We start from the raw sequence: 20,894 nt of genomic DNA on the forward strand, positions 1-20,894 counted from the left end.
GGGACTCTTTTACCCCACATTATGACCGGTTCCCTTGAATCCCCGGTTTTGATCCCCATAATAAGCCAAGTAGCGAGATTAATGCTAAAACGCGGAGATATCCATGAGTAGTAAAGAACAGAAAACACCAAACGAGCAAGTCTCGGAAGAAATGGAAAATGCAGCAGAGCAGCAAGTGGAAGCGACACAAGAGACGGGTGAAGGTGTAGATCCGCGTGTTGCCGAGCTTGAAGCGCAGTTGGCTGCAGCCATACAGCGTGAGCGCGAGAGCTTGCTACGCGCTAAGGCTGAGGTTGAGAATATCCGTCGTCGTACTGAATTGGATGTTGAAAAAGCGCATAAGTTTGCTTTGGAAAGATTCTCAGCTGAATTATTGCCAGTGATCGATAATCTGGAGCGTGCACTGGATACTGCTGACAAAGCTAATACCGAGCTGACTTCGATGATTGAAGGTGTCGAATTGACACTGAAATCACTGCTCGATGCGGTCGGTAAATTCGGTATTGAAGTTGTCAGCGATACCAATGTGCCATTTAATCCTGAGGTTCATCAGGCAATGACGATGCTTGAATCTGCCGATCATGAACCCAATAACGTGATGATGGTGATGCAAAAAGGCTATACGCTGAATGGCCGCTTGTTACGCCCGGCAATGGTTGCGGTATCTAAAGCGAAAGCTTAAGGTGTCCTGATGCGAAAAGGCACCTGGAAAGGTGCCTTTTTTATCCGTTTTTTTGAGTCAATAACGTTCTATTCTTCAGTGGGTAGCTTGGGTTGCCAGTCAATTGGCGCTAAACCTTGCTGCTGTAATAACTGATTTGCTTGTGAAAAGTGCTTACAGCCAAGAAAACCACGATGTGCCGAGAGTGGTGATGGATGTGGGGCTTTCAAAATAAAATGGCGCTGGGTGTCAATAATTCGGCCCTTTTTCTGCGCATGAGCCCCCCACAACATAAAAATCACACCTTCACGATGTTCATTCAGTGCCGCAATGACTTTATCGGTAAAGGTTTCCCAGCCAAGATTGGCGTGGGAGTGTGCATTACCCGCTTCGACAGTTAGCACGGTATTAAGTAGCAGCACACCTTGCTCGGCCCAGCTTTGCAAAAAGCCATGGTTAGGTCGCTGGAAGCCAGGAATATCGGTGGCCAACTCTTTGTACATATTCACCAGAGAGGGGGGCGCGGGGACTCCCGGTAACACGGAAAAGGATAATCCATGAGCCTGATTGGGGCCGTGGTAGGGGTCTTGACCCAAAATAACCACTTTAACCTGATCTAACTCGGTTAGGCGAAACGCGTTAAATACATCTTTTTGTTGCGGGTAGATAATTTTGCCGGCATTGCGTTCTGAGGCCACATAAGCCAGCGTATCTTTAAAATAGGGCAGTTCTTTTTCCTGGCCGATCACATCGTGCCAGCTTAGGGAGACGGACATAAACACTCTCCTTGGTTCTGTAAGATATTGATGCGCTAAGCTTACCGATTCAAACTCGTGAGTGAAACCGTTAAACCTGACTCTGTGACGCCATGATGTTTTTTTGACCTTTTTATGCAAAAAATGTTGAAAATTTACAAAAATAATTGCTGCTAACCCTATTGATAAAATTGATATAAAACATAAATTTGGCTGTGGCACACTTGTCAGCTCGGCGAAAATATTGATTTAAGTCAAGGAATCACGACTGTCTGGCTGGTATACAGAACAATAAGACAACAATGGTTTTACCAAATAACCAAGAAAGTTTTCTCCCCCTTGGAATTTATAGCCGTATTACGGAGGCACCAAATGATTACTGGTATTCAAATTACTAAAGCTAGCAATGAAGCTCTATTGAACTCTTTCTGGCTGCTGGATGATGAAAAAGATGAACTGCGTTGTGTTTGCGCTAAATCAGGCTACGCAGAGGACCAGATCGTTCCAGCAAGTGAGTTGGGCCAGATCGAGTATCGTGAAGTTCCGCTGGAACTGCAACCTACTGTGCGGGTTGAAGGTGGTCAGCATTTGAACGTGAACGTTCTGCGCCGCGAAACGCTGGAAGATGCAGTGAAAAACCCAGAAAAATATCCGCAGCTGACCATTCGTGTCTCTGGCTATGCAGTGCGTTTCAACTCACTGACACCAGAACAGCAACGTGATGTGATTACCCGTACTTTCACTGAAAGTCTGTAACTCTTCTGATACCGATTTAGTGACAAAAATTATAAAGGGAGCTTCGGCTCCCTTTTTTAATTATAAAATAGCCGCTATTAATAAGCGGTTTTTTTGGTTAATGTGCTGAATTAGCCGTTACTCTTGGTATCTGCTTTTTCTTTCGGCTGACGGCGTTTACCCACGTTTTTAGCATCGCGGTGACGAACCTTCACTTTGGCTTTTTCTTTGCTAGCTTCTTTTAGTTCTTTACGCTTAGCCAAAACCTTTTTCGACGGCTTGCCGGTAGATTTTGAACTCGGCTCTTTACTGGTTGGGCGTAGTTCATCAATAACCCGCGGTTTCAGCGGCTCTTTGAGATAACGGCCAATTCTGCCCAGTAATAAGTGGTCATGGGCTTCAACCAGTGAGATCGCCACACCTTTGCGCCCGGCGCGACCAGTACGACCAATGCGGTGGAGGTAGACGTCAGCCGTTAGTGGCAGGTCAAAGTTGAACACGTGACTGATATCGTCGATATCCAGGCCGCGTGAAGCAATGTCAGTCGCCACTAACACATTTACTCGGCCATCACTTAAACGGATAACTGCTTCGGTACGTTTGGCCTGAACCATTTCGCCTTCGAGGAACCAGGCGTTGATCCCAGCTTCACGCAACCAACTGACCAGTTGATGTACCTTTTCACGGGTACGGACGAAAATGATAGATTTCTGCACTTCCGGTTGCTTGAGCAGATGCACCAGCAAAGCGGTTTTGTGTTCGATATCGTCAGCGCGATAGTACCATTGCTGAATTTTTTTGCGTTCACGGCGCGATGGATCAGCTTCCAGCTCGACCGGCTCTTCGAGGATGCGCTCGGCAAACTCACGAATGGCTTCGCCTTCCAGTGTTGCGGAGAACAGCAACGTCTGCTTGCGCCAGCGAGTCTCTGCCGCGATGGTTTCGATATCCTGCGCAAAGCCCATATCAAGCATACGGTCAGCTTCGTCCAGAATCAGGGTCTCTACTGCCCGACAGTCAAAGTTCTCTTCTTTGATGTACTGCAGCAAGCGGCCAGTGGTGGCAACCACAATATCCTGATTCTCGCTAAAGACTTCTGCGTGGTTCATATAAGCCACACCACCGGTGATCGTCGCGATATCCAGTTGTGTGTGCTTGGCCAGTTCACGGGCTTGATCCGCCACTTGCATTGCCAGCTCACGGGTTGGCGTTAGGATCAAAATCCGCGGCGGGCCAGATTTTTTGCGTGGGAAATCCAGCAAATGCTGCAAGGCTGGCAGCAAAAAGGCGGCAGTTTTGCCCGTACCTGTTGGAGCCGAACCCAATACATCACGCCCATCCATCGCAGGCGGAATAGCTGCAGCTTGAATAGCGGTTGGGCGCTCATAGCCTTTGTCGCGCAGTGCGTCAATTAGGCGTTCATCGAGATCGAGTTCGGAAAAATTGGTTACAGTCATGGTCTTCCTCTACTTGGGGCGCCGATTATAGACGGGTTAGCCGAATTCTTCACCTGTTTAAGCGGTAATGATCTCTTTTCCCTTCAATCATATTGTCCTATGCTACGCCGGTTATAGATTTTGGTGACTAATGTGGGCGAACAATTGAAAAAAAAACCGGTATTGCGTGGTGGTGGTTTCACTTTTAAACAATTCTTTGTGGCACATGACCGTTGTGCAATGAAAGTGGGCACCGACGGGGTGCTACTGGGTGCTTGGGTATCGGTAGAGAAAGCCCGCAAAGTACTGGATATTGGCTGCGGCAGCGGGCTTATCGCCTTGATGATTGCTCAGCGTTCGTCATCAGAGGTATTGATTGATGGTGTTGAACTAGAATCTGAGGCGGCGCAACAAGCGAGCAGCAACGCGGCGTTATCGCCTTGGGCTGCGCGAATACGAATTTATGCGCAAGATGTGCATCAGTTTGCCGAAAACCATCCTCATCAGTATGACCTGATAGTCAGTAATCCACCCTATTTTTCCCCCGCAGTGGCTTGCCGGGATGAAGCCCGTGATACCGCACGTTACACCGGCTCCTTAACTCATGACGCTTTACTGAATTGCGCTGAGCAGCTTATCACAGACGAGGGGATGTTTTGTGTGGTTTTACCGCAGGATTTAGGCATCGAACTCGCTCGTTTGGCTGGGCAAAAAAAGTGGTTTGTCCGCAGCCAGGTTGATATTAGGGATCGCCCCGGTAAACCCTTGCATCGAATGTTGCTGACATTATCGCGTGAATCCGGTGAAACCGAATACCAGAAATTGGATCTGCGCCAATCGGAAGGTGTCTACTCACCTGAGTTCTGCGCGTTAATCAGTGATTTTTATCTTAACTATTAGCCTGGATATTAAGAGCGCGGGGGGGAGATTGAAATAGGGCGCAATACTTGAAAATGCGCCCTGACAGGCATTATGGATGGAGAATGGTTGGTTTTGGATTATCTATTTGATCAGGATAATCAAGTGTATAATGCAAACCACGACTCTCTTTGCGGTCCATAGCACAACGTACAATTAACTCGGCGACCTGCACCAAATTACGTAATTCCAGCAGATTATTGGAGATACGGAAATTGGCATAATACTCATCAATCTCCTGCTGCAAAGTATTAATTCGGCGCAAAGCGCGCTCTAAGCGTTTAGTGGTCCGTACGATACCGACGTAATCCCACATAAATAGGCGTAATTCATGCCAGTTATGCTGAATGACAACTCGTTCATCTGAGTTATCAACACGGCTCTCATCCCAGTCCGGTAAATGCTTAGCCAACTTGGCATGGGGTAAGCGCGTAAGAATATCCTCCGCGGCAGACCAGCCGTAAACCAGACACTCAAGCAGCGAGTTAGATGCCATGCGGTTAGCACCATGCAAGCCGGTATAGCTGACTTCGCCAATGGCATATAATCCATCTAGATCGGTGCGCCCGTGCTGGTCAACCATCACGCCACCGCAGGTATAGTGCGCCGCCGGGACGATAGGAATGGCTTCTTTGGTCAGATCAATGCCCAATGACAGCAGTTTTTCGTAAATCATTGGGAAGTGCTGTATCACGAAATCAGCGGGTTTATGGCTGATATCCAGATACATGCAATCTGCACCGAGGCGTTTCATTTCATGGTCTATTGCGCGGGCGACGATGTCACGTGGCGCGAGTTCACCCCGTGAGTCAAAGTCGGGCATGAAACGGCTACCATCAGGGCGCTTAAGATAGGCTCCCTCACCACGCAATGCTTCGGTCAATAAAAAGTTACGAGCTTGCGGGTGGAACAGGCAGGTTGGGTGAAATTGGTTAAATTCCAGGTTGGCGACTCGACATCCAGCACGCCAGGCCATGGCAATACCATCGCCAGAGGAGATATCTGGATTAGTGGTATATTGATAAACTTTCGCCGCACCACCGGTAGCTAACACGACGGCTTTAGCCCGAAAAGTTTCAACTTTTTCCAACTCGCGGTTCCAGATGTAAGCGCCAACTACGCGTTTAGTCCCCGTCAGGCCAATTTTGTTGGATGTGATAAGGTCGACTGCATTGCAGCGCTCTTTAACTAAAATATTAGGGTGGGTACTTGCTTTACCTACGAGTGTGGTTTCTACTTCTTTACCTGTCGCATCAGCGGTATGCAGAATACGGCGATGGCTATGGCCGCCTTCACGCGTAAGATGATAGCGCTCTTCGCCGTTGGCACTGGTTTCAGTATCAAACAGAACGCCTTGATCAATCAGCCATTGCACACAAGAGCGGGCGTTGCTGGCAATAAACTCTACGGCGTCTTTGTCACAGAGTCCGGCCCCGGCAATCAGGGTGTCATCGACATGTGAACTGATGCTGTCGGTTTCATCAAAAACGGCAGCAATTCCTCCCTGAGCATAAAAAGTGGCGCCTTCATTAAGCGGCCCTTTACTCAGAACGGTAACTTTACAATGTGGCGCGAGGCGTAGTGCTAATGACAAACCGGCAGCGCCACTCCCGATGATCAGTACATCGCTAACGTGTTCAGATGATGATTGCATATCGTATGATGTGTGCAGAAGAAGAGGGAATTTCATGTTAGCCTATCTGCCAGAGCAAAAGCTATGGCTATAAGATGTCTAAATAATATTCAGACAAAAAATCTGGCAACATGGAACTTTGCAAATTTTATAAACTCCAAGCGTGTGCTTGCTCAGGAAAATAATGATATGGCTGGCAGTACTATTTTTGGCGTGAGGATAGATTTCGGGAGAGTTCACCTCGGATGAGCGAGCAGTTAACGGATCAGATGCTGGTTGAACGGGTCCAGAAAGGTGATCAGCAATCGTTCAATTTACTGGTAATTAGATACCAGCATAAGGTTGCGAGCCTAGTATCCCGATACGTGCCTCAGGGCGATGTCCCTGATGTAGTGCAGGAATCTTTTATTAAGGCGTATCGCGCACTGGCATCATTCCGTGGCGATAGCGCTTTCTATACCTGGCTTTATCGTATTGCTGTTAATACAGCAAAGAATTACTTAGTTGCTCAGGGGCGGCGCCCGCCATCCAGTGATGTGGATGCAAATGATGCTGAAAATTACGAAAATGCGGGTGCATTGAAAGAAATATCGAACCCTGAGAACTTAATGTTGTCTGAAGAATTAAGGCAGATAGTTTTTAAAACCATAGAGTCACTTCCTGAAGATCTCCGGATGGCGATTACACTCAGGGAGTTAGATGGTCTAAGCTATGAAGAGATAGCTGAAATTATGGACTGTCCGGTGGGTACTGTTCGTTCCCGTATCTTCCGTGCCAGAGAAGCTATCGATAACAAAGTTCAGCCGCTAATTCAGCGTTAAGCGGACACATAAAGGGTATTTGGCATGCAGAAAGAAAAGCTTTCCGCTCTGATGGACGGAGAAACTCTTGATAGTGAGCTGCTTGGATCTTTATCGAAAGATAAAGCATTGCAGCAAAGCTGGCAGAGCTATCACTTAATCCGCGATACCCTGCGGGGGGATGTTGGTGAAGTTTTGCATCTGGATATCGCCAGCCGTGTTGCAGAGGCGCTCAAAAACGAGCCTACTCGTTTTGCTCCTATTGCTGTGCCTGAATCTCAGCCACAACCACATACCTGGCAGAAAATGCCGTTCTGGCATAAAGTTCGCCCATGGGCCAGCCAGATTACGCAAGTGGGTGTAGCAGCCTGTGTTTCGCTAGCCGTCATTGTTGGGGTTCAGCAATATAACCAACCTGAGTCTGGTAATTTGCAGCCAGAGTCACCTGCATTTAATACATTGCCGATGATGGGTAAAGCTTCACCAGTCAGTTTTGGTGTTCCTGCTGATGGTTCTTTCGGAACGTCTCAACAACATCAAGTTCAAGAGCAACGTCGACGCGTCAATATGATGACCCAGTTGCAAGATTTTGAATTGCAACGTCGTTTACCACAAACTGATGTGTTGCAGCAGCCTTCGACATCAACGCAAGCTGCAATTCAAGTCCCTGGCACTCAGTCCTTAGGAATGCAGCAGCAGTAATGAAGCAATTTTGGTTTTCCGTTTGTTTATTGGCGGGCAGCCTGTTCATGCCAACATTAGCTTCGGCGGATACTGCGCCGATAGCTATGTTGCAGGAAATGAGCACTGCCAGCCAATCGCTCAATTATGAGCTATCGTATATCAATGTTAATAAGCAAGGGATTGATTCTCTTCGTTATCGACATGCTATTTTAGATAAAAAAACCTTGGCGCAATTACTGCGTATGGATGGTCCACGTACTGAGATCTTACAGCGTGGAAATGAAATAAGTTATTTCGAGCCAGGTTTTGACTCTTTCACCCTTGCCGGCGAGCATATTGTCGATGCATTGCCTTCTGTTGTTTTCCCCGATTTTGAAAAACTATCAAAATATTATAACTATATTGCCCTTGGTCGTGCCCGCGTAGCGGATAGACCCTGTCAGGTTATTCGGGTGGTATCCCGTGACAGCACTCGCTATAGCTATATTATTTGGATGGATGAGACCACCAAACTGCCGATGCGAGTAGATTTGCTAGATAAGGATGGTGAAACACTTGAGCAATTTCGGGTGATCTCTTTTGCTATCGGAGAGCCTATTCAGGAGATTTTGCAAGGTTTGGTCAAACTCTCTTTGCCTCCGCTGCTTGCACTACCCGCTAAAACTAAGGTGGATTTCACTTGGGCGCCGCGCTGGTTGCCGGAAGGTGTTACCGAGGTTTCACGCAGCCGTCGTACGTTACCGAATATGGATACGCCAACGGAATCACGGCTGTATAGCGATGGCTTATTTAGCTTCTCGGTGAATGTGAACCCGCTGGGTAAAGATGTTCCTTCAGAACAATCTTTGCGTCAGGGGCGTCGCACTGTCCATACCGAAGCTCGCAATAATGTAGAAATCTCCGTCGTTGGCGAGCTGCCTCCTGCAACAGCGAAACGAATTGCTGATAGCGTGGTTCTGGAGTCGGCAAAATGATGAGGGAGTGGGCCACTGTTATCTCGTGGAAAAACGGAATTGCGCTTCTACGTTGTGAGCCACAATCTGGTTGTGGAAGTTGTAGTACGCGTAGCGGCTGTGGCAGCCATCTATTAAACGAATTGGGGCCAGAATCTGATCATCAGCTACAAATAGCAATTTCACAACCGCTTGAGCCAGGACAGAAAGTTGAAGTTGGGATCAGTGAAGGCAGCTTATTACGTTCTGCCTCTTTGGTTTATTTAACCCCATTAGCGGGGTTAATTGGTGGTGGGGCTCTGTTTCAGATGTTATTTGTCACTGATGCATTTACTGCTCTTGGTGCTATTTCAGGAGCTAGCTTAGGTTTTTTGTTAGCCAGAAAATTGGCGGCTAGAATTGAAGGGCAGAGTGATTATCAGCCTACTATTTTACAAATTGGGTTACCGCCAACGGCTATACGAATTCAGCAAGAACAATGATTCATTATCGTCATCTTAGCCATAGTAGGCGGGGATGCGGTTTTGTATCATGTGTTCAATTAAAGCAATAAAAAGGTCAGCACTGATAAGCGCCGAATAGTCTAATGAAAAGAGAATGTTACCTTCCGCATCAAATAATCGTATTTTGTCATGACGTTTTTCACGACAGATCTCGATACGTAAAATATCTTCAATATAAATAATACCTTCTATCGTCATCAGTGCGTGTGCACTAAGTGTCAGTGGCGTTGTATCTATCTGCATTTTTTTTACTTTAATAACATTTAAAATACCATTAACCATCGGTAAATTTAACCAGCTATCATTTTTTCTGATTTGATCAAACACGACATTTTTACCTAGAGATAAAGTATTTAAGCTTATTACACCAACATGCATAATTTGCTGATGAATTATCGTATTGATAAGAGGGTAAGCGTTGCTTATATTGTTAATGATAATGTTCCATGGCTGAAGTTTTGATGTGCGAAATGCCATGGTGTTAATTTTACTATTGAGATTTATTCCAGTATGGTATTTATGAATGTACAGTATTTTATTAAATGGAATAAAATAGACATTTCCAGTGTAATGATTAAAAACACGCACACCTTTTTCATAAAGGAAATAGGTAAAGGTTGGGCGACTATTTAATCGGTGATAAAATATCAAACTCAGTGAGGTAACTGAAATAGCAACGAAAAAAATAGAGGGAACAGATGGTGCTGAGGAAATGGATTTTGTTATTGAAGTAACAATGAGAGCAAGAACAGACGCTAATGTAAATATTATTGCAGCAATAGTTAGCTTTGATTTTTCAGTTTTGAACTCATGGCGGCTAAGTATTTTTCCTTCGTCAATCATAATATTCTCCATATGCCTGCCAAGAGGATATTGCACTTGGTTGATATTAATAACTCTAGGTTATTTCTCATTGAGGTAAATGAGCATTTTCCTAAAGTGATGTAATAAAAATTCACACTCAAGAATAGAAATTATTGGTTATCATGAATCATGGTAACAATGTTGACTACCACACTGATTATTATCAGAAAAAAATAGCGAAACTTAAAAATAGAGTTTATAGACATAAAATAATTATGGGTATTGTCTGTTTCTAGCGGATATTTGATAGAAATGGTTGTATGTGACTGTGGCATCAATCATCGTGAGCGGTAAGGTGTAGATACATTTTAACAGGGTAAATCAGCTAACAAGCTAAGTGTGATGCCTTTCACGAGGCTAACTTACAGTGTAAGATGCCTGCATATTTATGTGGGTAGTTTTGGGTTTGAGTCCATCGCTGTGTCCACCAATAATTAATTAAAGACAACGACTAGAGAAAAATTCATATAAATGAAGCACATAAGAAACTTTTCTATTATTGCCCATATTGACCACGGTAAATCGACACTGTCGGACCGTATTATTCAGATTTGTGGCGGATTATCTGAGCGTGAAATGGCCGCTCAAGTGCTCGATTCTATGGATCTGGAGCGTGAGCGTGGTATTACCATCAAGGCACAGAGTGTGACCCTTGATTACCATGCTAAAGATGGTCAAACCTATCAACTCAACTTTATCGATACCCCCGGTCACGTTGACTTCTCTTATGAAGTTTCCCGCTCTTTGGCGGCTTGTGAAGGGGCTCTATTGGTGGTAGATGCAGGGCAGGGCGTTGAAGCACAAACGCTGGCAAACTGCTACACCGCGATGGAAATGAATCTGGAAGTTGTTCCGGTACTGAACAAAATCGACTTGCCTGCCGCTGACCCTGAGCGTGTTGCTGAGGAGATCGAGGACATTGTCGGTATTGATGCAACGGATGCGGTTCGTTGCTCAGCCAAAACAGGTGTTGGTGTCCCTGATATTCTTGAGCGTTTGGTGCGTGATATCCCGCCACCGGAAGGTGATCCAGATGGCCCATTGCAGGCGCTGATTATCGACTCCTGGTTTGATAACTATTTGGGTGTGGTGTCATTAATCCGTATCAAAAACGGTTCATTGCGCAAAGGCGACAAAGTTAAGGTAATGAGTACCGGCCAGAGCTATAACGCTGAGCGCCTGGGTATCTTCACGCCAAAACGCATTGATCGTGATGTGCTTAACTGCGGTGAAGTCGGTTGGTTGGTCTGTGCGATTAAAGACATTCTCGGTGCGCCAGTTGGCGATACCTTGACTTTAACCCGCAACCCGGCTGAGAAATCATTACCTGGCTTTAAGAAAGTTAAACCACAGGTATACGCGGGTCTGTTCCCGATTAGCTCAGATGATTATGAAGCCTTCCGTGATGCACTCGGTAAGTTAAGTCTTAACGATGCATCTCTGTTCTACGAGCCAGAAAGCTCGACGGCATTGGGCTTTGGTTTCCGTTGTGGTTTCCTTGGCTTGCTGCATATGGAAATCATTCAGGAACGCCTGGAGCGTGAATACGATCTGGAGCTTATCACCACGGCACCAACAGTGGTGTACGAAGTGGTCACCACCAGTCAGGAGACGGTTTATGTCGATAGTCCTTCCAAGCTACCTGCACTGAACAATATTGAAGAACTGCGCGAACCTATTGCAGAATGCCATATGTTGTTGCCACAGGAGTATCTGGGTAACGTCATCACGTTGTGTATCGAAAAACGTGGTATGCAGACCAACATGGTTTACCACGGTAACCAAGTTGCGTTGACATATGAAATTCCGATGGCTGAAGTGGTGCTTGATTTCTTCGACCGGCTGAAATCTACCTCCCGCGGCTATGCTTCACTGGATTACAATTTCAAACGCTTCCAGACCTCTGACATGGTCCGTGTTGATGTGTTAATCAACAACGAACGTGTGGATGCGTTGGCACTGATTACCCATCGCGACAATGCGCAGTACCGCGGTCGTGATCTGGTTGAGAAAATGAAAGAGCTGATTCCACGCCAGCAATTCGATATTGCGATTCAGGCGGCTATCGGCAACCACATCATTGCCCGTTCAACCGTGAAACAGCTACGTAAAAACGTACTGGCGAAGTGTTATGGCGGTGACGTTAGCCGTAAGAAAAAACTTCTGCAGAAACAGAAAGATGGTAAGAAACGTATGAAGCAGGTCGGTAACGTTGAATTACCGCAAGAGGCTTTCCTGGCTATTCTGCACGTCGGAAAAGACAGTAAATAAGGAGTTTTGATGGCTAATATGTTCGCTTTGATTTTAGCGATAGCAACGCTGTTGACAGGGATTATCTGGTGCTTCGAGCGGTTTAAATGGGGCCCAGCCCGTCAGGCGAAAATTGCTGCAGTGCATGCGCAAACGGCGGAGATCAAGGCACAAACGGGCTGTGCGGTAGATAATAAAACCTTATCGCAGGCGGCTAGACAACCAGGCTGGATTGAGACTTGTGCCTCCGTCTTCCCGGTGTTGGCACTGGTATTTATCGTGCGTTCGTTTATTTACGAGCCTTTCCAGATCCCGTCTGGTTCGATGATGCCAACGCTATTGATCGGTGATTTCATTCTGGTTGAGAAGTTTGCTTATGGCATTAAAGATCCGATAACGCAAACTACGCTGATCCCTACCGGGCATCCAAAACGTGGTGATATTGCCGTATTTAAATATCCGCTTGATCCACGTGTGGACTATATCAAGCGTGTGGTGGGGTTGCCGGGTGATCGGGTTAGCTATAATCCAATCAGCAAAGAAGTGACGGTTCAACCTGCGTGTAATACCGGAACCTCTTGTGATAGCGCGTTGCCAATTACCTACAGCCCATCCGAGCCAAGTGATTTCGTGCAGACATTCCGTTATAGCGGTAATGGCGAAGCTTCTGCTGGATTCTTCCAGATCCCGACTAATCAGGCTGTGCCTGATGGTGGTGTGCGTCTGCGTGAGCGGAGCGAGACGTTAGGATCAGTTGCACACCATATTCTGACTGTTCCAGGGCGTCAGGATCAGATAGGCGCCTATTATCAGCAGCCTAATCAACCGCTAGGGGTTTGGGTGGTGCCGGAAGGCCACTACTTTATGATGGGCGACAACCGCGATAATAGTGCAGATAGCCGCTACTGGGGTTTTGTGCCAGAACGTAATCTGGTCGGTAAGGCCACGGCTATTTGGATGAGTTTTGAAAAGCAAGAGGGTGAATGGCCAACGGGCGTGCGTTTAAGTCGGATTGGTGGCATCCATTAATATCGACTCCCCAAAGTCATTAGCGTGGTAGCAGGTCGTCGTTAACAGATCTCGAATCATTGGCAAATGTCAGTGATTCGAGAGTGTGAATGTTGCTAATATCGCAGTGAGTTCAGGTGAGCAGGGTATTTAAACGCAGCATTATATTTCCACTCGTTGTAGAATAACCTTTCGAGCGATAAAAGTTGGCTCTTTTATGGGGGCCACTGCAAACGAAACAGTTTTGTCCTGATATTTTTGGTGGATCAGACCTGTTCCGTATGCTGTAGTTTTTGACGCATTCTTGATCTATTGGTAACTCATGAACCCCATCGTAATAAACAGGCTACAGCGGAAGCTGGGCTACACTTTTCAACAGCAGGAGCTCTTGCTGCAAGCACTGACTCATCGTAGCGCCAGTAGTAAACACAATGAGCGTTTGGAGTTCCTGGGTGACTCTATATTAAGTTTTGTTATCGCCAATGAGCTGTATCGCCGTTTTCCCCGTGTTGATGAAGGGGATATGAGCCGGATGCGTGCGACATTGGTCAGAGGCAATACACTCGCCGAAATGGCCCGTGAGTTTGACCTTGGTGAGTGTCTACGCCTTGGGCCGGGCGAATTGAAGAGTGGCGGTTTTCGTCGTGAATCAATTTTAGCGGATACGGTAGAAGCCTTGATTGGCGGTATATTCTTAGATAGCGATATACATATGATTGAACGGCTGATTCTCGACTGGTATCGCAGTCGGTTAGAGGAGATAAGCCCCGGTGATAAGCAGAAAGACCCAAAAACGCGCCTGCAAGAGTATTTGCAGGGCCGTCATCTGCCATTGCCTTCTTATCTGGTCGTGCAGGTTCGCGGTGAAGCACATGACCAGGAATTTACTATCCACTGCCAGGTGAGTGGCTTGAATGAACCGGTAATAGGTACTGGTTCAAGCCGACGTAAAGCTGAGCAGGCGGCAGCGGAACAAGCGCTGAAACAGTTGGAGCTTGAATGAGCGAAGTAGAAAAAACGTATTGTGGTTTTATTGCAATTGTAGGTCGCCCAAATGTGGGTAAATCTACCTTGCTCAATGAATTGTTGGGGCAAAAGATCTCCATCACTTCACGTAAACCGCAAACCACACGCCACCGTATTATGGGTATCCATACTGAAGGGCCATATCAGGCCATCTATGTTGATACCCCTGGGCTGCATATTGAAGAAAAACGCGCCATTAACCGCTTAATGAATCGCGCGGCCAGCAGCTCTCTTGGTGATGTGGAATTAGTGATTTTTGTGGTTGAAGGCACCAATTGGACTGCCGACGACGAAATGGTAGTTAATAAGCTGCGCAGCTTAGATTGCCCAGTGTTATTGGCGATCAACAAAGTTGATAACGTAACAGACAAAAGTAAGCTGTTGCCGCATATCCAGTTCTTAAGCAAACAGATGAATTTCCTTGATGTTGTGCCGATCTCTGCTGAGAAAGGGATGAACGTGGATACTATTGCTGGCATCGTGCGCAAGCTTATGCCGGAAGCTGAACATCACTTCCCGGAAGATTACATCACTGACCGCTCCCAGCGTTTTATGGCGTCAGAGATCATTCGCGAAAAGCTGATGCGCTTTTTGGGTGAGGAGTTACCTTACTCAGTGACAGTTGAAATTGAACAGTTTGTACCAAACGAACGCGGTGGCTATAACATCCACGGGTTGATTTTGGTTGAGCGCGAAGGCCAGAAGAAGATGGTCATCGGCAACAAAGGTTCAAAAATCAAGACCATCGGCATTGAAGCTCGTCAGGACATGGAGAAAATGTTCGAGGCTAAAGTGCATCTTGAGCTGTGGGTGAAAGTGAAATCAGGCTGGGCAGATGACGAACGTGCATTGCGCAGCTTAGGCTATACCGACGACCTGAAGTAAGGTCGCCAATGGACGGTTGGCAGCGCGCATTTGTCCTGCATGGGCGACCTTACAGTGAAACCAGTTTGATGCTGGATTTATTCACTGAAGGGGAGGGCCGTATGCGAGTGCTGGCAAAAGGTGCGCGCGGTCGCCGCTCCAATCTAAAAGGCTGCTTGCAGCCTTTTACGCCTTTGCTGGTTCGCTGGACTGGTCGCGGTGAAGTCAAAACATTACGCAGTGCTGAGCCGGTGTCGTTGGCCCTCCCATTGAGCGGCTCTATGTTGTACAGCGGCTTATATGTCAATGAGCTGCTTTCTCGCGTGTTAGAGCACCAAACCAACTACTCCGCTCTATTCTTCGACTATCTACACTGCTTGCAATCATTGGCTGGTAGCGATGGAACGCCTGAATATGCATTGCGCCAATTTGAATTGGCGATCTTGGCTCACCTTGGTTATGGCGTTGATTTTCTTCATTGTGCCGGTAGTGGACAACCAGTAGCGGACACCATGACCTACCGCTATCGGGAGGAGAAAGGCTTTATCGCCAGTCTGGTTATCGACCATTACAGCTTTACCGGTCGCCAATTGCTGGCTTTGGCTAACCGTGAATTTCCTGATGCCGATACTTTGCGTGCTGCCAAACGATTCACCCGCATTGCTCTGAAACCCTATCTGGGCGGTAAGCCGCTAAAAAGTCGCGAACTGTTTCGCCAATTTGTCATTAAACCGCCGGCTGAACCCTTAGCCTAGTGCGGGCCTTCACTATTTAAGCTCTCCTCGCCAATTTTCACTTATTGCCGCCAGTCGACTCAGTGTAAACTGCGAAGCACTTATACGTTTCATAGCAGGCTTTTTTTGCGTGCTTATTGACCTAATCAAGATGCATCCATAACTGGAGGGCTGTCATGGCTGATTTGTTGCTGGGCGTTAATATCGATCACATCGCGACATTACGAAATGCACGTGGAACCATTTACCCTGATCCTGTTCAGGCCGCGTTTATCGCCGAACAAGCCGGTGCTGATGGTATTACCGTGCATTTACGCGAAGATCGTCGTCATATCACCGATCGTGATGTGCGTATCTTGCGTCAGACCATCCAGACCCGTATGAATCTGGAAATGGCAGTCACTGATGAAATGGTGGGTATTGCCTGTGAGCTACAACCCCACTTTTGCTGTTTGGTGCCGGAAAAACGTCAGGAAGTGACCACTGAAGGCGGTTTAGATGTCGCAGGGCAAATCGATAAAATGACCGTTGCGGTTAGTCGATTAGCTGAAGCTGGCATTCTGGTATCACTGTTTATTGATGCAGATATGCGCCAGATTGATGCGGCTGTTACCGTCGGCGCGCCTTATATTGAGATCCATACTGGTGCCTATGCGGATGCCACCACTGATTTGGCGCGTCAGGCCGAGTTGGTGCGGATTACCAAAGCCGCGACTTATGCTGCCAGCAAAGGGCTGAAGGTTAATGCGGGTCATGGCCTGACTTACCATAATGTGCAGCCGATCGCCGCCCTACCTGAAATTCACGAGCTGAATATTGGCCATGCCATTATTGGTCAGGCAGTGATGACCGGCCTTGCCGCTGCGGTTAGCGAGATGAAGGTATTGATGCGGGAAGCGCGTCGTTAATGGCTATCCTTGGCTTAGGCACTGATATTGTTGAAATTTCAAGGATAGAAGCGGTGGTTGAACGTAGCGGTGACAGGCTGGCGCGGCGCATCCTGAGTCCATCGGAATGGCAACATTATCAGCAGCATCAGCAACCAATCCGTTTTCTGGCTAAACGTTTTGCGGTCAAAGAGGCGGCGGCCAAAGCATTTGGCACCGGTATCCGTAATGGGTTGGCGTTTAATCAGTTTGAAGTGGTTAACGATGCCTTAGGGAAGCCGACCCTGCATTTGCATCAACGGGCGGCCGAATTGGCCGTTGAGTTGGGGGTCAAATCCCTGCATGTCACTTTAGCCGATGAGCGGCGTTATGCCTGCGCGACAGTGATTATTGAAAACTAGCGCGATTTTCGAGCGGTGGCGAAAGAGAAGCTAATAGGCGTGCATGAAAATGCCGCCTTTTTTATTCGCAGGTGGCTATTACAGACGATCGGCGTGATGCAGTTGGACAAATTTATCCCACAACTGCTCGTTAGATTCAACCCAGGCAGGATCGGCAGAAATGGTATTATCGATAGGGCAGACCAACTGGCAAGTTGGCGTCTCGTAGTGACCAACACACTCCGTGCAGCGCATGGGGTCAATCTGATAGATCTCTGCACCCATGGAAATTGCCTCGTTAGGGCATTCCGGCTCGCACATGTCGCAATTAATGCATTTACGAGTGATCAATAGGGCCATGATTCTCTTACCTTAGGTCGGGTATTCTCAACAGCGGAGGATTATACGCCTCTCAACTCCTTAGACCAGTTTTTTCATCAGTGCGGCGCTGTGCTTGATGTGATCCTGAGCGCTTTCAAGATCTTGCTGAATCATCGCCATAAACAGCAGATCCGTCAGTGCATATTGCGCAGTGCTGGAAGAGATAGCAGCACTGCGGATCACCGGCTCTTCCGAGATGGTATACAAGCAGTGGTCAGCGCGCTGCTGCAAACTGTTGGGGGAGAAACTGGTCAGTGCCAGCACCTTGGCACCACATCGCTGCGCCTCTTCAGCCGCCAGATTGATCTCTCGCCGCTCGCCACTAAAAGAGATTGCCAACAGCAAATCCCGCGAATCCAATGCTTGCACAGCAGCTAACTGGGCGTGCATATCCGTTTCCGATACTGCCATTACGCCAATTTTCAACAGTTTATAGGCAAGATCTTTCGCCACCAGCCCTGAAGCACCAATGCCGGTCAAGATAATGCGCCGTGCCGCCCGCAGCATCTCCAGGGCTTGGGTGAGGCGCTGCTCGCTATTGATATCCAGTGTGGCGCGCAGCGCGGCGGCTTTTTCACTCAATAATTTTTCGCCGACGGTTTTTAAGCTGTCGGTACTCAGAATTTGGTTATGAAGTGTGATGGCCTGCGCGGGTGCGGCGACAACCTCGCTCAGGGCCAGTTTGAGGGCCGGAAAACCTTTGTAGCCTAATTTCTGAGCAAATTTGACCACTGCTGATTGGCTGACACCGGTCTGCTGCGCCAGTCGTTGCGAACTCAGATGGCGCGCCTGTTCAGGGTTGGTCAGCAGAAAGTCGGCCAGCTTGCGATCATTTTGTGCCAGCGTCGGGTAGAGCTGACGGATACGTAGAAGAGTGCTCATAAATCAGTTCCTGAATCAGGGGCGCTTGATAAAAATACCCATTAATACTGCAGGTAAAGGCTAAGTTAGGCAGCATAACACCCTTTTTTTGTGATCATCCGATGAATGCGACAAGAAAACAGTCGCTTTAATGAATATTATATTCAATTATAAGTAAACATTTATGAATTAAAAATTCACTGAGGGTAGATCATGAATCTGGGCGCATTGATTTCTGAAAGCCGCAATCCGGCCACCATGGAGTTGGACAAACTCTCTACGCTGGCGATGCTGACTTGTATTAATGATGAAGACTGTAAAGTGCCGCAGGCCATTCGCCTGGTCTTGCCAGCCATTGCGCAGGCGGTTGAACTGGCCGCCGAGGCATTAAAACAGGGGGGGCGGCTGATTTATTTGGGAGCCGGCACCAGCGGGCGGCTTGGGGTTTTGGATGCTTCTGAATGTCCGCCAACTTTCGGTGTGCCTCATGGCATGGTAATTGGCTTAATTGCTGGCGGCCCTGGTGCGTTACTCAAAGCGGTTGAAGGTGCCGAAGATGATATGGCGCTCGGCGCGCGGGATCTGCAAGATTTGAATCTCACCGCCACCGATATGGTGGTTGGCCTGGCGGCTTCGGGCCGTACGCCTTATGTCATTGGCGCCCTGCGCTATGCCCGTCAGTTGGGCTGCCCGACGGCGGCCATCTCCTGTAATCCAGATTCCCCTATTGCACAGGAAGCACTGGTTGCTATCTCACCGGTGGTCGGGCCGGAAGCTCTGACCGGTTCCACTCGAATGAAATCAGGTACTGCGCAGAAATTGGTGCTGAATATGTTATCCACCGGTGCGATGATCAAGCTGGGTAAGGTTTACCAAAATCTGATGGTGGATGTGAAAGCGACCAATGTGAAGCTGGTTGATCGCGCCTGCCGTATCGTGGTGGAGGCCACCGGTGCCAGCCGTGCAGAGGCTGAAAATGCCCTGTCGCAAACTGAATTTGAAGTGAAACCAGCCATTTTAATGATTCTGAAAGGGGTGAGCGCCGGGCAGGCCCGTCAGGATCTACAGCAGCATCATGGTTATTTACGTGCTGCATTGTAACAGTCACTTTCAGGGGATCGGCAATGGATAAGTCCACTATATTGGCAACACAAATTCTTGCGGGTATTGGCGGTGAAGGGAATATTCTCAAACTTGAAAACTGCATGACCCGGGTTCGTATTGTCGTGAAAGATGAGCAACTGCCGGATTTAGCGCTGCTTAAACAGTTGCCAGGTGTGAAGGGCTACATCAAGCAGGGGCAGCAGCATCAGCTAATTGTTGGCCCAGGAGCTGCGTCCAAAGTGGTTGATAGTATGCGTAATCTATTGAAAAATAATGAGGATTATGCTGCGGCACCTCAGGATGATATCAGCCGCAATAAGGCGCAGGCCAAGGCGAAATATGCCGCGCCAATGAGTGAAGCTTTGCGGCAACTGGCGAACATATTCATCCCGATTATCCCGGCATTTATTGCCTCAGGTTTGATTATGGGGATAGTTAACCTGCTGAAACGGCCTGATATTTCCGGCGATCTGGCGCTGCAATACCCAAACCTGCTCGGCCTGCTAGCCATTTTCGGTAGCGCAGTGTTCGCCATTATGAATATTTTGGTGGGGGTGAATGCCGCCAAAGTCTTTGGTGGCTCAGCAGCCATGGGGGGCGTGATGGCGGGCATTCTGACCAGCCCGGCATTGGCGCAAATTAGCTTATTTGGTGAGGCATTGCAGCCGGGACGGGGTGGTGTCATCGCCGTGCTACTGGTGGTGGCACTGATGTGCTGGCTAGAGAAGTGGCTACGCCAGCGCCTGCCGGAGTCCATTGAGCTTATCGTCAACCCCCTGTTGACGACCCTGATTACCGCCTCGTTAGCCATTGTGATTTTGCAGCCATTGGGCGGCTATATCTCTGAGGGCATTACCCATGGTGTCAATCTGGCGATTGATCATGGCGGCTTGCTGGTGGGTGCGCTGTTGTCCGGCTTCTTCCTGCCACTGGTATTGACCGGGCTGCATCAAGGGTTAGTTCCTATTCATGTTGAGCTGGTTCAAGCCCACGGTGCCAATCCACTGTTGCCGATTTTGGCGATGGCGGGTGTCGGGCAGGTGGGGGCGGCGCTGGCGGTATTAATGAAAACCCGCAATAGCCGATTGAAAAAAGTGATCAAAGGGGCGCTGCCGGTGGGCATCCTGGGGATCGGCGAGCCGCTGATTTTCGGTGTTACTTTGCCTCTGGGGAAACCTTTTATTGCAGCCTGCTTAGGGGGCGCGGTGGGGGGCGCACTGATCAGTTACTGGAAAGTGGCGACGGTAATTACTTTTGGTATTTCCGGTTTACCACTGGCGCTGACCATTGTAACCGGTAAAGTGATGTTGTATTTAGTGGCTATGGTTGTCACCATACTGGCAGGTTTTCTATTTACCTGGTTTATGGGATTTAATGACCCTGAGGAGTAACTTTTGAGCGGAAAGCAGGCCAGCTCCACCTTTGAGCAAACTGACCTTCCCCCTGAAACGACACGC

At 48.0% G+C, this 20,894-nt stretch carries 22 protein-coding genes; 16 read left to right on the forward strand and 6 right to left on the reverse strand.

The window, feature by feature from the left end; all coding sequences use genetic code 11:
- Positions 1-103 precede the first annotated feature (103 nt).
- Complete coding sequence (grpE, locus tag FFE93_RS05430) at positions 104-682, forward strand: nucleotide exchange factor GrpE (RefSeq protein ID WP_005274213.1); 579 nt, start codon at positions 104-106, stop codon at positions 680-682.
- Positions 683-750: 68 nt separating this feature from the next.
- On the opposite strand, the gene ung is transcribed toward grpE, so the two are convergent.
- Positions 751-1,437 (reverse strand): uracil-DNA glycosylase, encoded by a 687-nt coding sequence (gene ung, locus FFE93_RS05435; RefSeq protein WP_032897863.1) that lies wholly within the window; start codon positions 1,435-1,437, stop codon positions 751-753.
- 351 nt (positions 1,438-1,788) lie between these two features.
- Here ung and grcA point away from each other — a divergent pair, with 351 nt between their 5' ends.
- Complete coding sequence (grcA, locus tag FFE93_RS05440; protein WP_005274219.1) at positions 1,789-2,172, forward strand: autonomous glycyl radical cofactor GrcA; 384 nt, start codon at positions 1,789-1,791, stop codon at positions 2,170-2,172.
- 110 nt (positions 2,173-2,282) lie between these two features.
- Here grcA and srmB read toward each other — a convergent pair whose 3' ends face one another.
- Positions 2,283-3,608: an ATP-dependent RNA helicase SrmB gene (gene srmB / locus FFE93_RS05445; RefSeq protein WP_005274222.1), complete on the reverse strand. Its 1,326-nt coding sequence runs from the start codon at positions 3,606-3,608 to the stop codon at positions 2,283-2,285.
- A 132-nt stretch (positions 3,609-3,740) separates the two neighbouring features.
- Between srmB and trmN the strand changes: the two genes are divergently transcribed.
- Positions 3,741-4,487, forward strand: a complete 747-nt coding sequence (trmN, locus tag FFE93_RS05450; RefSeq protein ID WP_049600583.1) for a tRNA(1)(Val) (adenine(37)-N(6))-methyltransferase TrmN — start codon at positions 3,741-3,743, stop codon at positions 4,485-4,487.
- 70 nt (positions 4,488-4,557) lie between these two features.
- Here the strand turns inward: trmN and nadB are convergent, their stop codons facing one another.
- Positions 4,558-6,159, reverse strand: coding sequence for an L-aspartate oxidase (gene nadB, locus FFE93_RS05455; protein WP_005274227.1), 1,602 nt, complete (start codon positions 6,157-6,159; stop codon positions 4,558-4,560).
- 224 nt (positions 6,160-6,383) lie between these two features.
- Here nadB and rpoE point away from each other — a divergent pair, with 224 nt between their 5' ends.
- From rpoE to rseC, 4 genes are read left to right on the forward strand one after another with little or no spacing between them, the layout of a single operon-like run.
- Entirely contained in the window at positions 6,384-6,959 is a 576-nt protein-coding gene (gene rpoE, locus FFE93_RS05460) for an RNA polymerase sigma factor RpoE (protein ID WP_032813901.1), read from the forward strand.
- 24 nt (positions 6,960-6,983) lie between these two features.
- Entirely contained in the window at positions 6,984-7,640 is a 657-nt protein-coding gene (rseA, locus tag FFE93_RS05465; RefSeq protein ID WP_032897871.1) for an anti-sigma-E factor RseA, read from the forward strand.
- Positions 7,640-8,596 carry a sigma-E factor regulatory protein RseB gene (rseB, locus tag FFE93_RS05470; RefSeq protein WP_005274230.1) on the forward strand — a complete coding sequence of 319 codons (957 nt, stop codon included), beginning with the start codon at positions 7,640-7,642 and terminating at the stop codon, positions 8,594-8,596. Before rseA ends, rseB begins: the two co-directional genes overlap by 1 nt.
- Positions 8,593-9,057: a SoxR-reducing system protein RseC gene (gene rseC, locus FFE93_RS05475; RefSeq protein WP_032897873.1), complete on the forward strand. Its 465-nt coding sequence runs from the start codon at positions 8,593-8,595 to the stop codon at positions 9,055-9,057. The genes rseB and rseC overlap by 4 nt, the downstream gene beginning before the upstream one ends.
- A 15-nt stretch (positions 9,058-9,072) precedes the next feature.
- Here the strand turns inward: rseC and FFE93_RS05480 are convergent, their stop codons facing one another.
- Positions 9,073-9,921 (reverse strand): hypothetical protein, encoded by an 849-nt coding sequence (locus FFE93_RS05480; RefSeq protein WP_032897877.1) that lies wholly within the window; start codon positions 9,919-9,921, stop codon positions 9,073-9,075.
- A 492-nt stretch (positions 9,922-10,413) separates the two neighbouring features.
- On the opposite strand from FFE93_RS05480, the gene lepA reads away from it, so the two are divergent.
- From lepA to acpS, 7 genes are all read left to right on the forward strand, one after another.
- On the forward strand, positions 10,414-12,213 hold the full coding sequence (gene lepA / locus FFE93_RS05485) for a translation elongation factor 4 (protein WP_005274238.1): 1,800 nt from the start codon (positions 10,414-10,416) through the stop codon (positions 12,211-12,213).
- 9 nt (positions 12,214-12,222) lie between these two features.
- Positions 12,223-13,221 carry a signal peptidase I gene (lepB, locus tag FFE93_RS05490; RefSeq protein ID WP_049600590.1) on the forward strand — a complete coding sequence of 333 codons (999 nt, stop codon included), beginning with the start codon at positions 12,223-12,225 and terminating at the stop codon, positions 13,219-13,221.
- Positions 13,222-13,522: 301 nt separating this feature from the next.
- Positions 13,523-14,203 (forward strand): ribonuclease III, encoded by a 681-nt coding sequence (rnc, locus tag FFE93_RS05495; RefSeq protein WP_019212212.1) that lies wholly within the window; start codon positions 13,523-13,525, stop codon positions 14,201-14,203.
- Positions 14,200-15,111, forward strand: coding sequence for a GTPase Era (gene era / locus FFE93_RS05500; RefSeq protein WP_032897882.1), 912 nt, complete (start codon positions 14,200-14,202; stop codon positions 15,109-15,111). Before rnc ends, era begins: the two co-directional genes overlap by 4 nt.
- Before the next feature lie 8 nt (positions 15,112-15,119).
- Entirely contained in the window at positions 15,120-15,845 is a 726-nt protein-coding gene (recO, locus tag FFE93_RS05505; RefSeq protein WP_005274248.1) for a DNA repair protein RecO, read from the forward strand.
- Between the two features lie 155 nt (positions 15,846-16,000).
- Complete coding sequence (gene pdxJ, locus FFE93_RS05510) at positions 16,001-16,732, forward strand: pyridoxine 5'-phosphate synthase (protein ID WP_005274251.1); 732 nt, start codon at positions 16,001-16,003, stop codon at positions 16,730-16,732.
- Positions 16,732-17,112 (forward strand): holo-ACP synthase, encoded by a 381-nt coding sequence (acpS, locus tag FFE93_RS05515; protein WP_032897885.1) that lies wholly within the window; start codon positions 16,732-16,734, stop codon positions 17,110-17,112. Before pdxJ ends, acpS begins: the two co-directional genes overlap by 1 nt.
- Positions 17,113-17,190: 78 nt before the next feature.
- Here the strand turns inward: acpS and FFE93_RS05520 are convergent, their stop codons facing one another.
- Entirely contained in the window at positions 17,191-17,451 is a 261-nt protein-coding gene (locus FFE93_RS05520) for a YfhL family 4Fe-4S dicluster ferredoxin (RefSeq protein WP_032897888.1), read from the reverse strand.
- A 60-nt stretch (positions 17,452-17,511) separates the two neighbouring features.
- Positions 17,512-18,354 carry a MurR/RpiR family transcriptional regulator gene (locus tag FFE93_RS05525; RefSeq protein ID WP_005274256.1) on the reverse strand — a complete coding sequence of 281 codons (843 nt, stop codon included), beginning with the start codon at positions 18,352-18,354 and terminating at the stop codon, positions 17,512-17,514.
- A 192-nt stretch (positions 18,355-18,546) separates the two neighbouring features.
- Between FFE93_RS05525 and murQ the strand changes: the two genes are divergently transcribed.
- A complete protein-coding gene (murQ, locus tag FFE93_RS05530) occupies positions 18,547-19,434 on the forward strand; it encodes an N-acetylmuramic acid 6-phosphate etherase (protein WP_138774889.1) in 888 nt (295 codons plus the stop codon).
- A gap of 23 nt (positions 19,435-19,457) precedes the next feature.
- Positions 19,458-20,828, forward strand: a complete 1,371-nt coding sequence (locus tag FFE93_RS05535) for a PTS transporter subunit EIIC (protein WP_138774890.1) — start codon at positions 19,458-19,460, stop codon at positions 20,826-20,828.
- The last annotated feature ends 66 nt before the right edge of the window (positions 20,829-20,894 follow it).

The sequence above is a fragment of the Yersinia sp. KBS0713 genome, assembly GCF_005937895.2.
Taxonomy (GTDB): domain Bacteria; phylum Pseudomonadota; class Gammaproteobacteria; order Enterobacterales; family Enterobacteriaceae; genus Yersinia; species Yersinia bercovieri.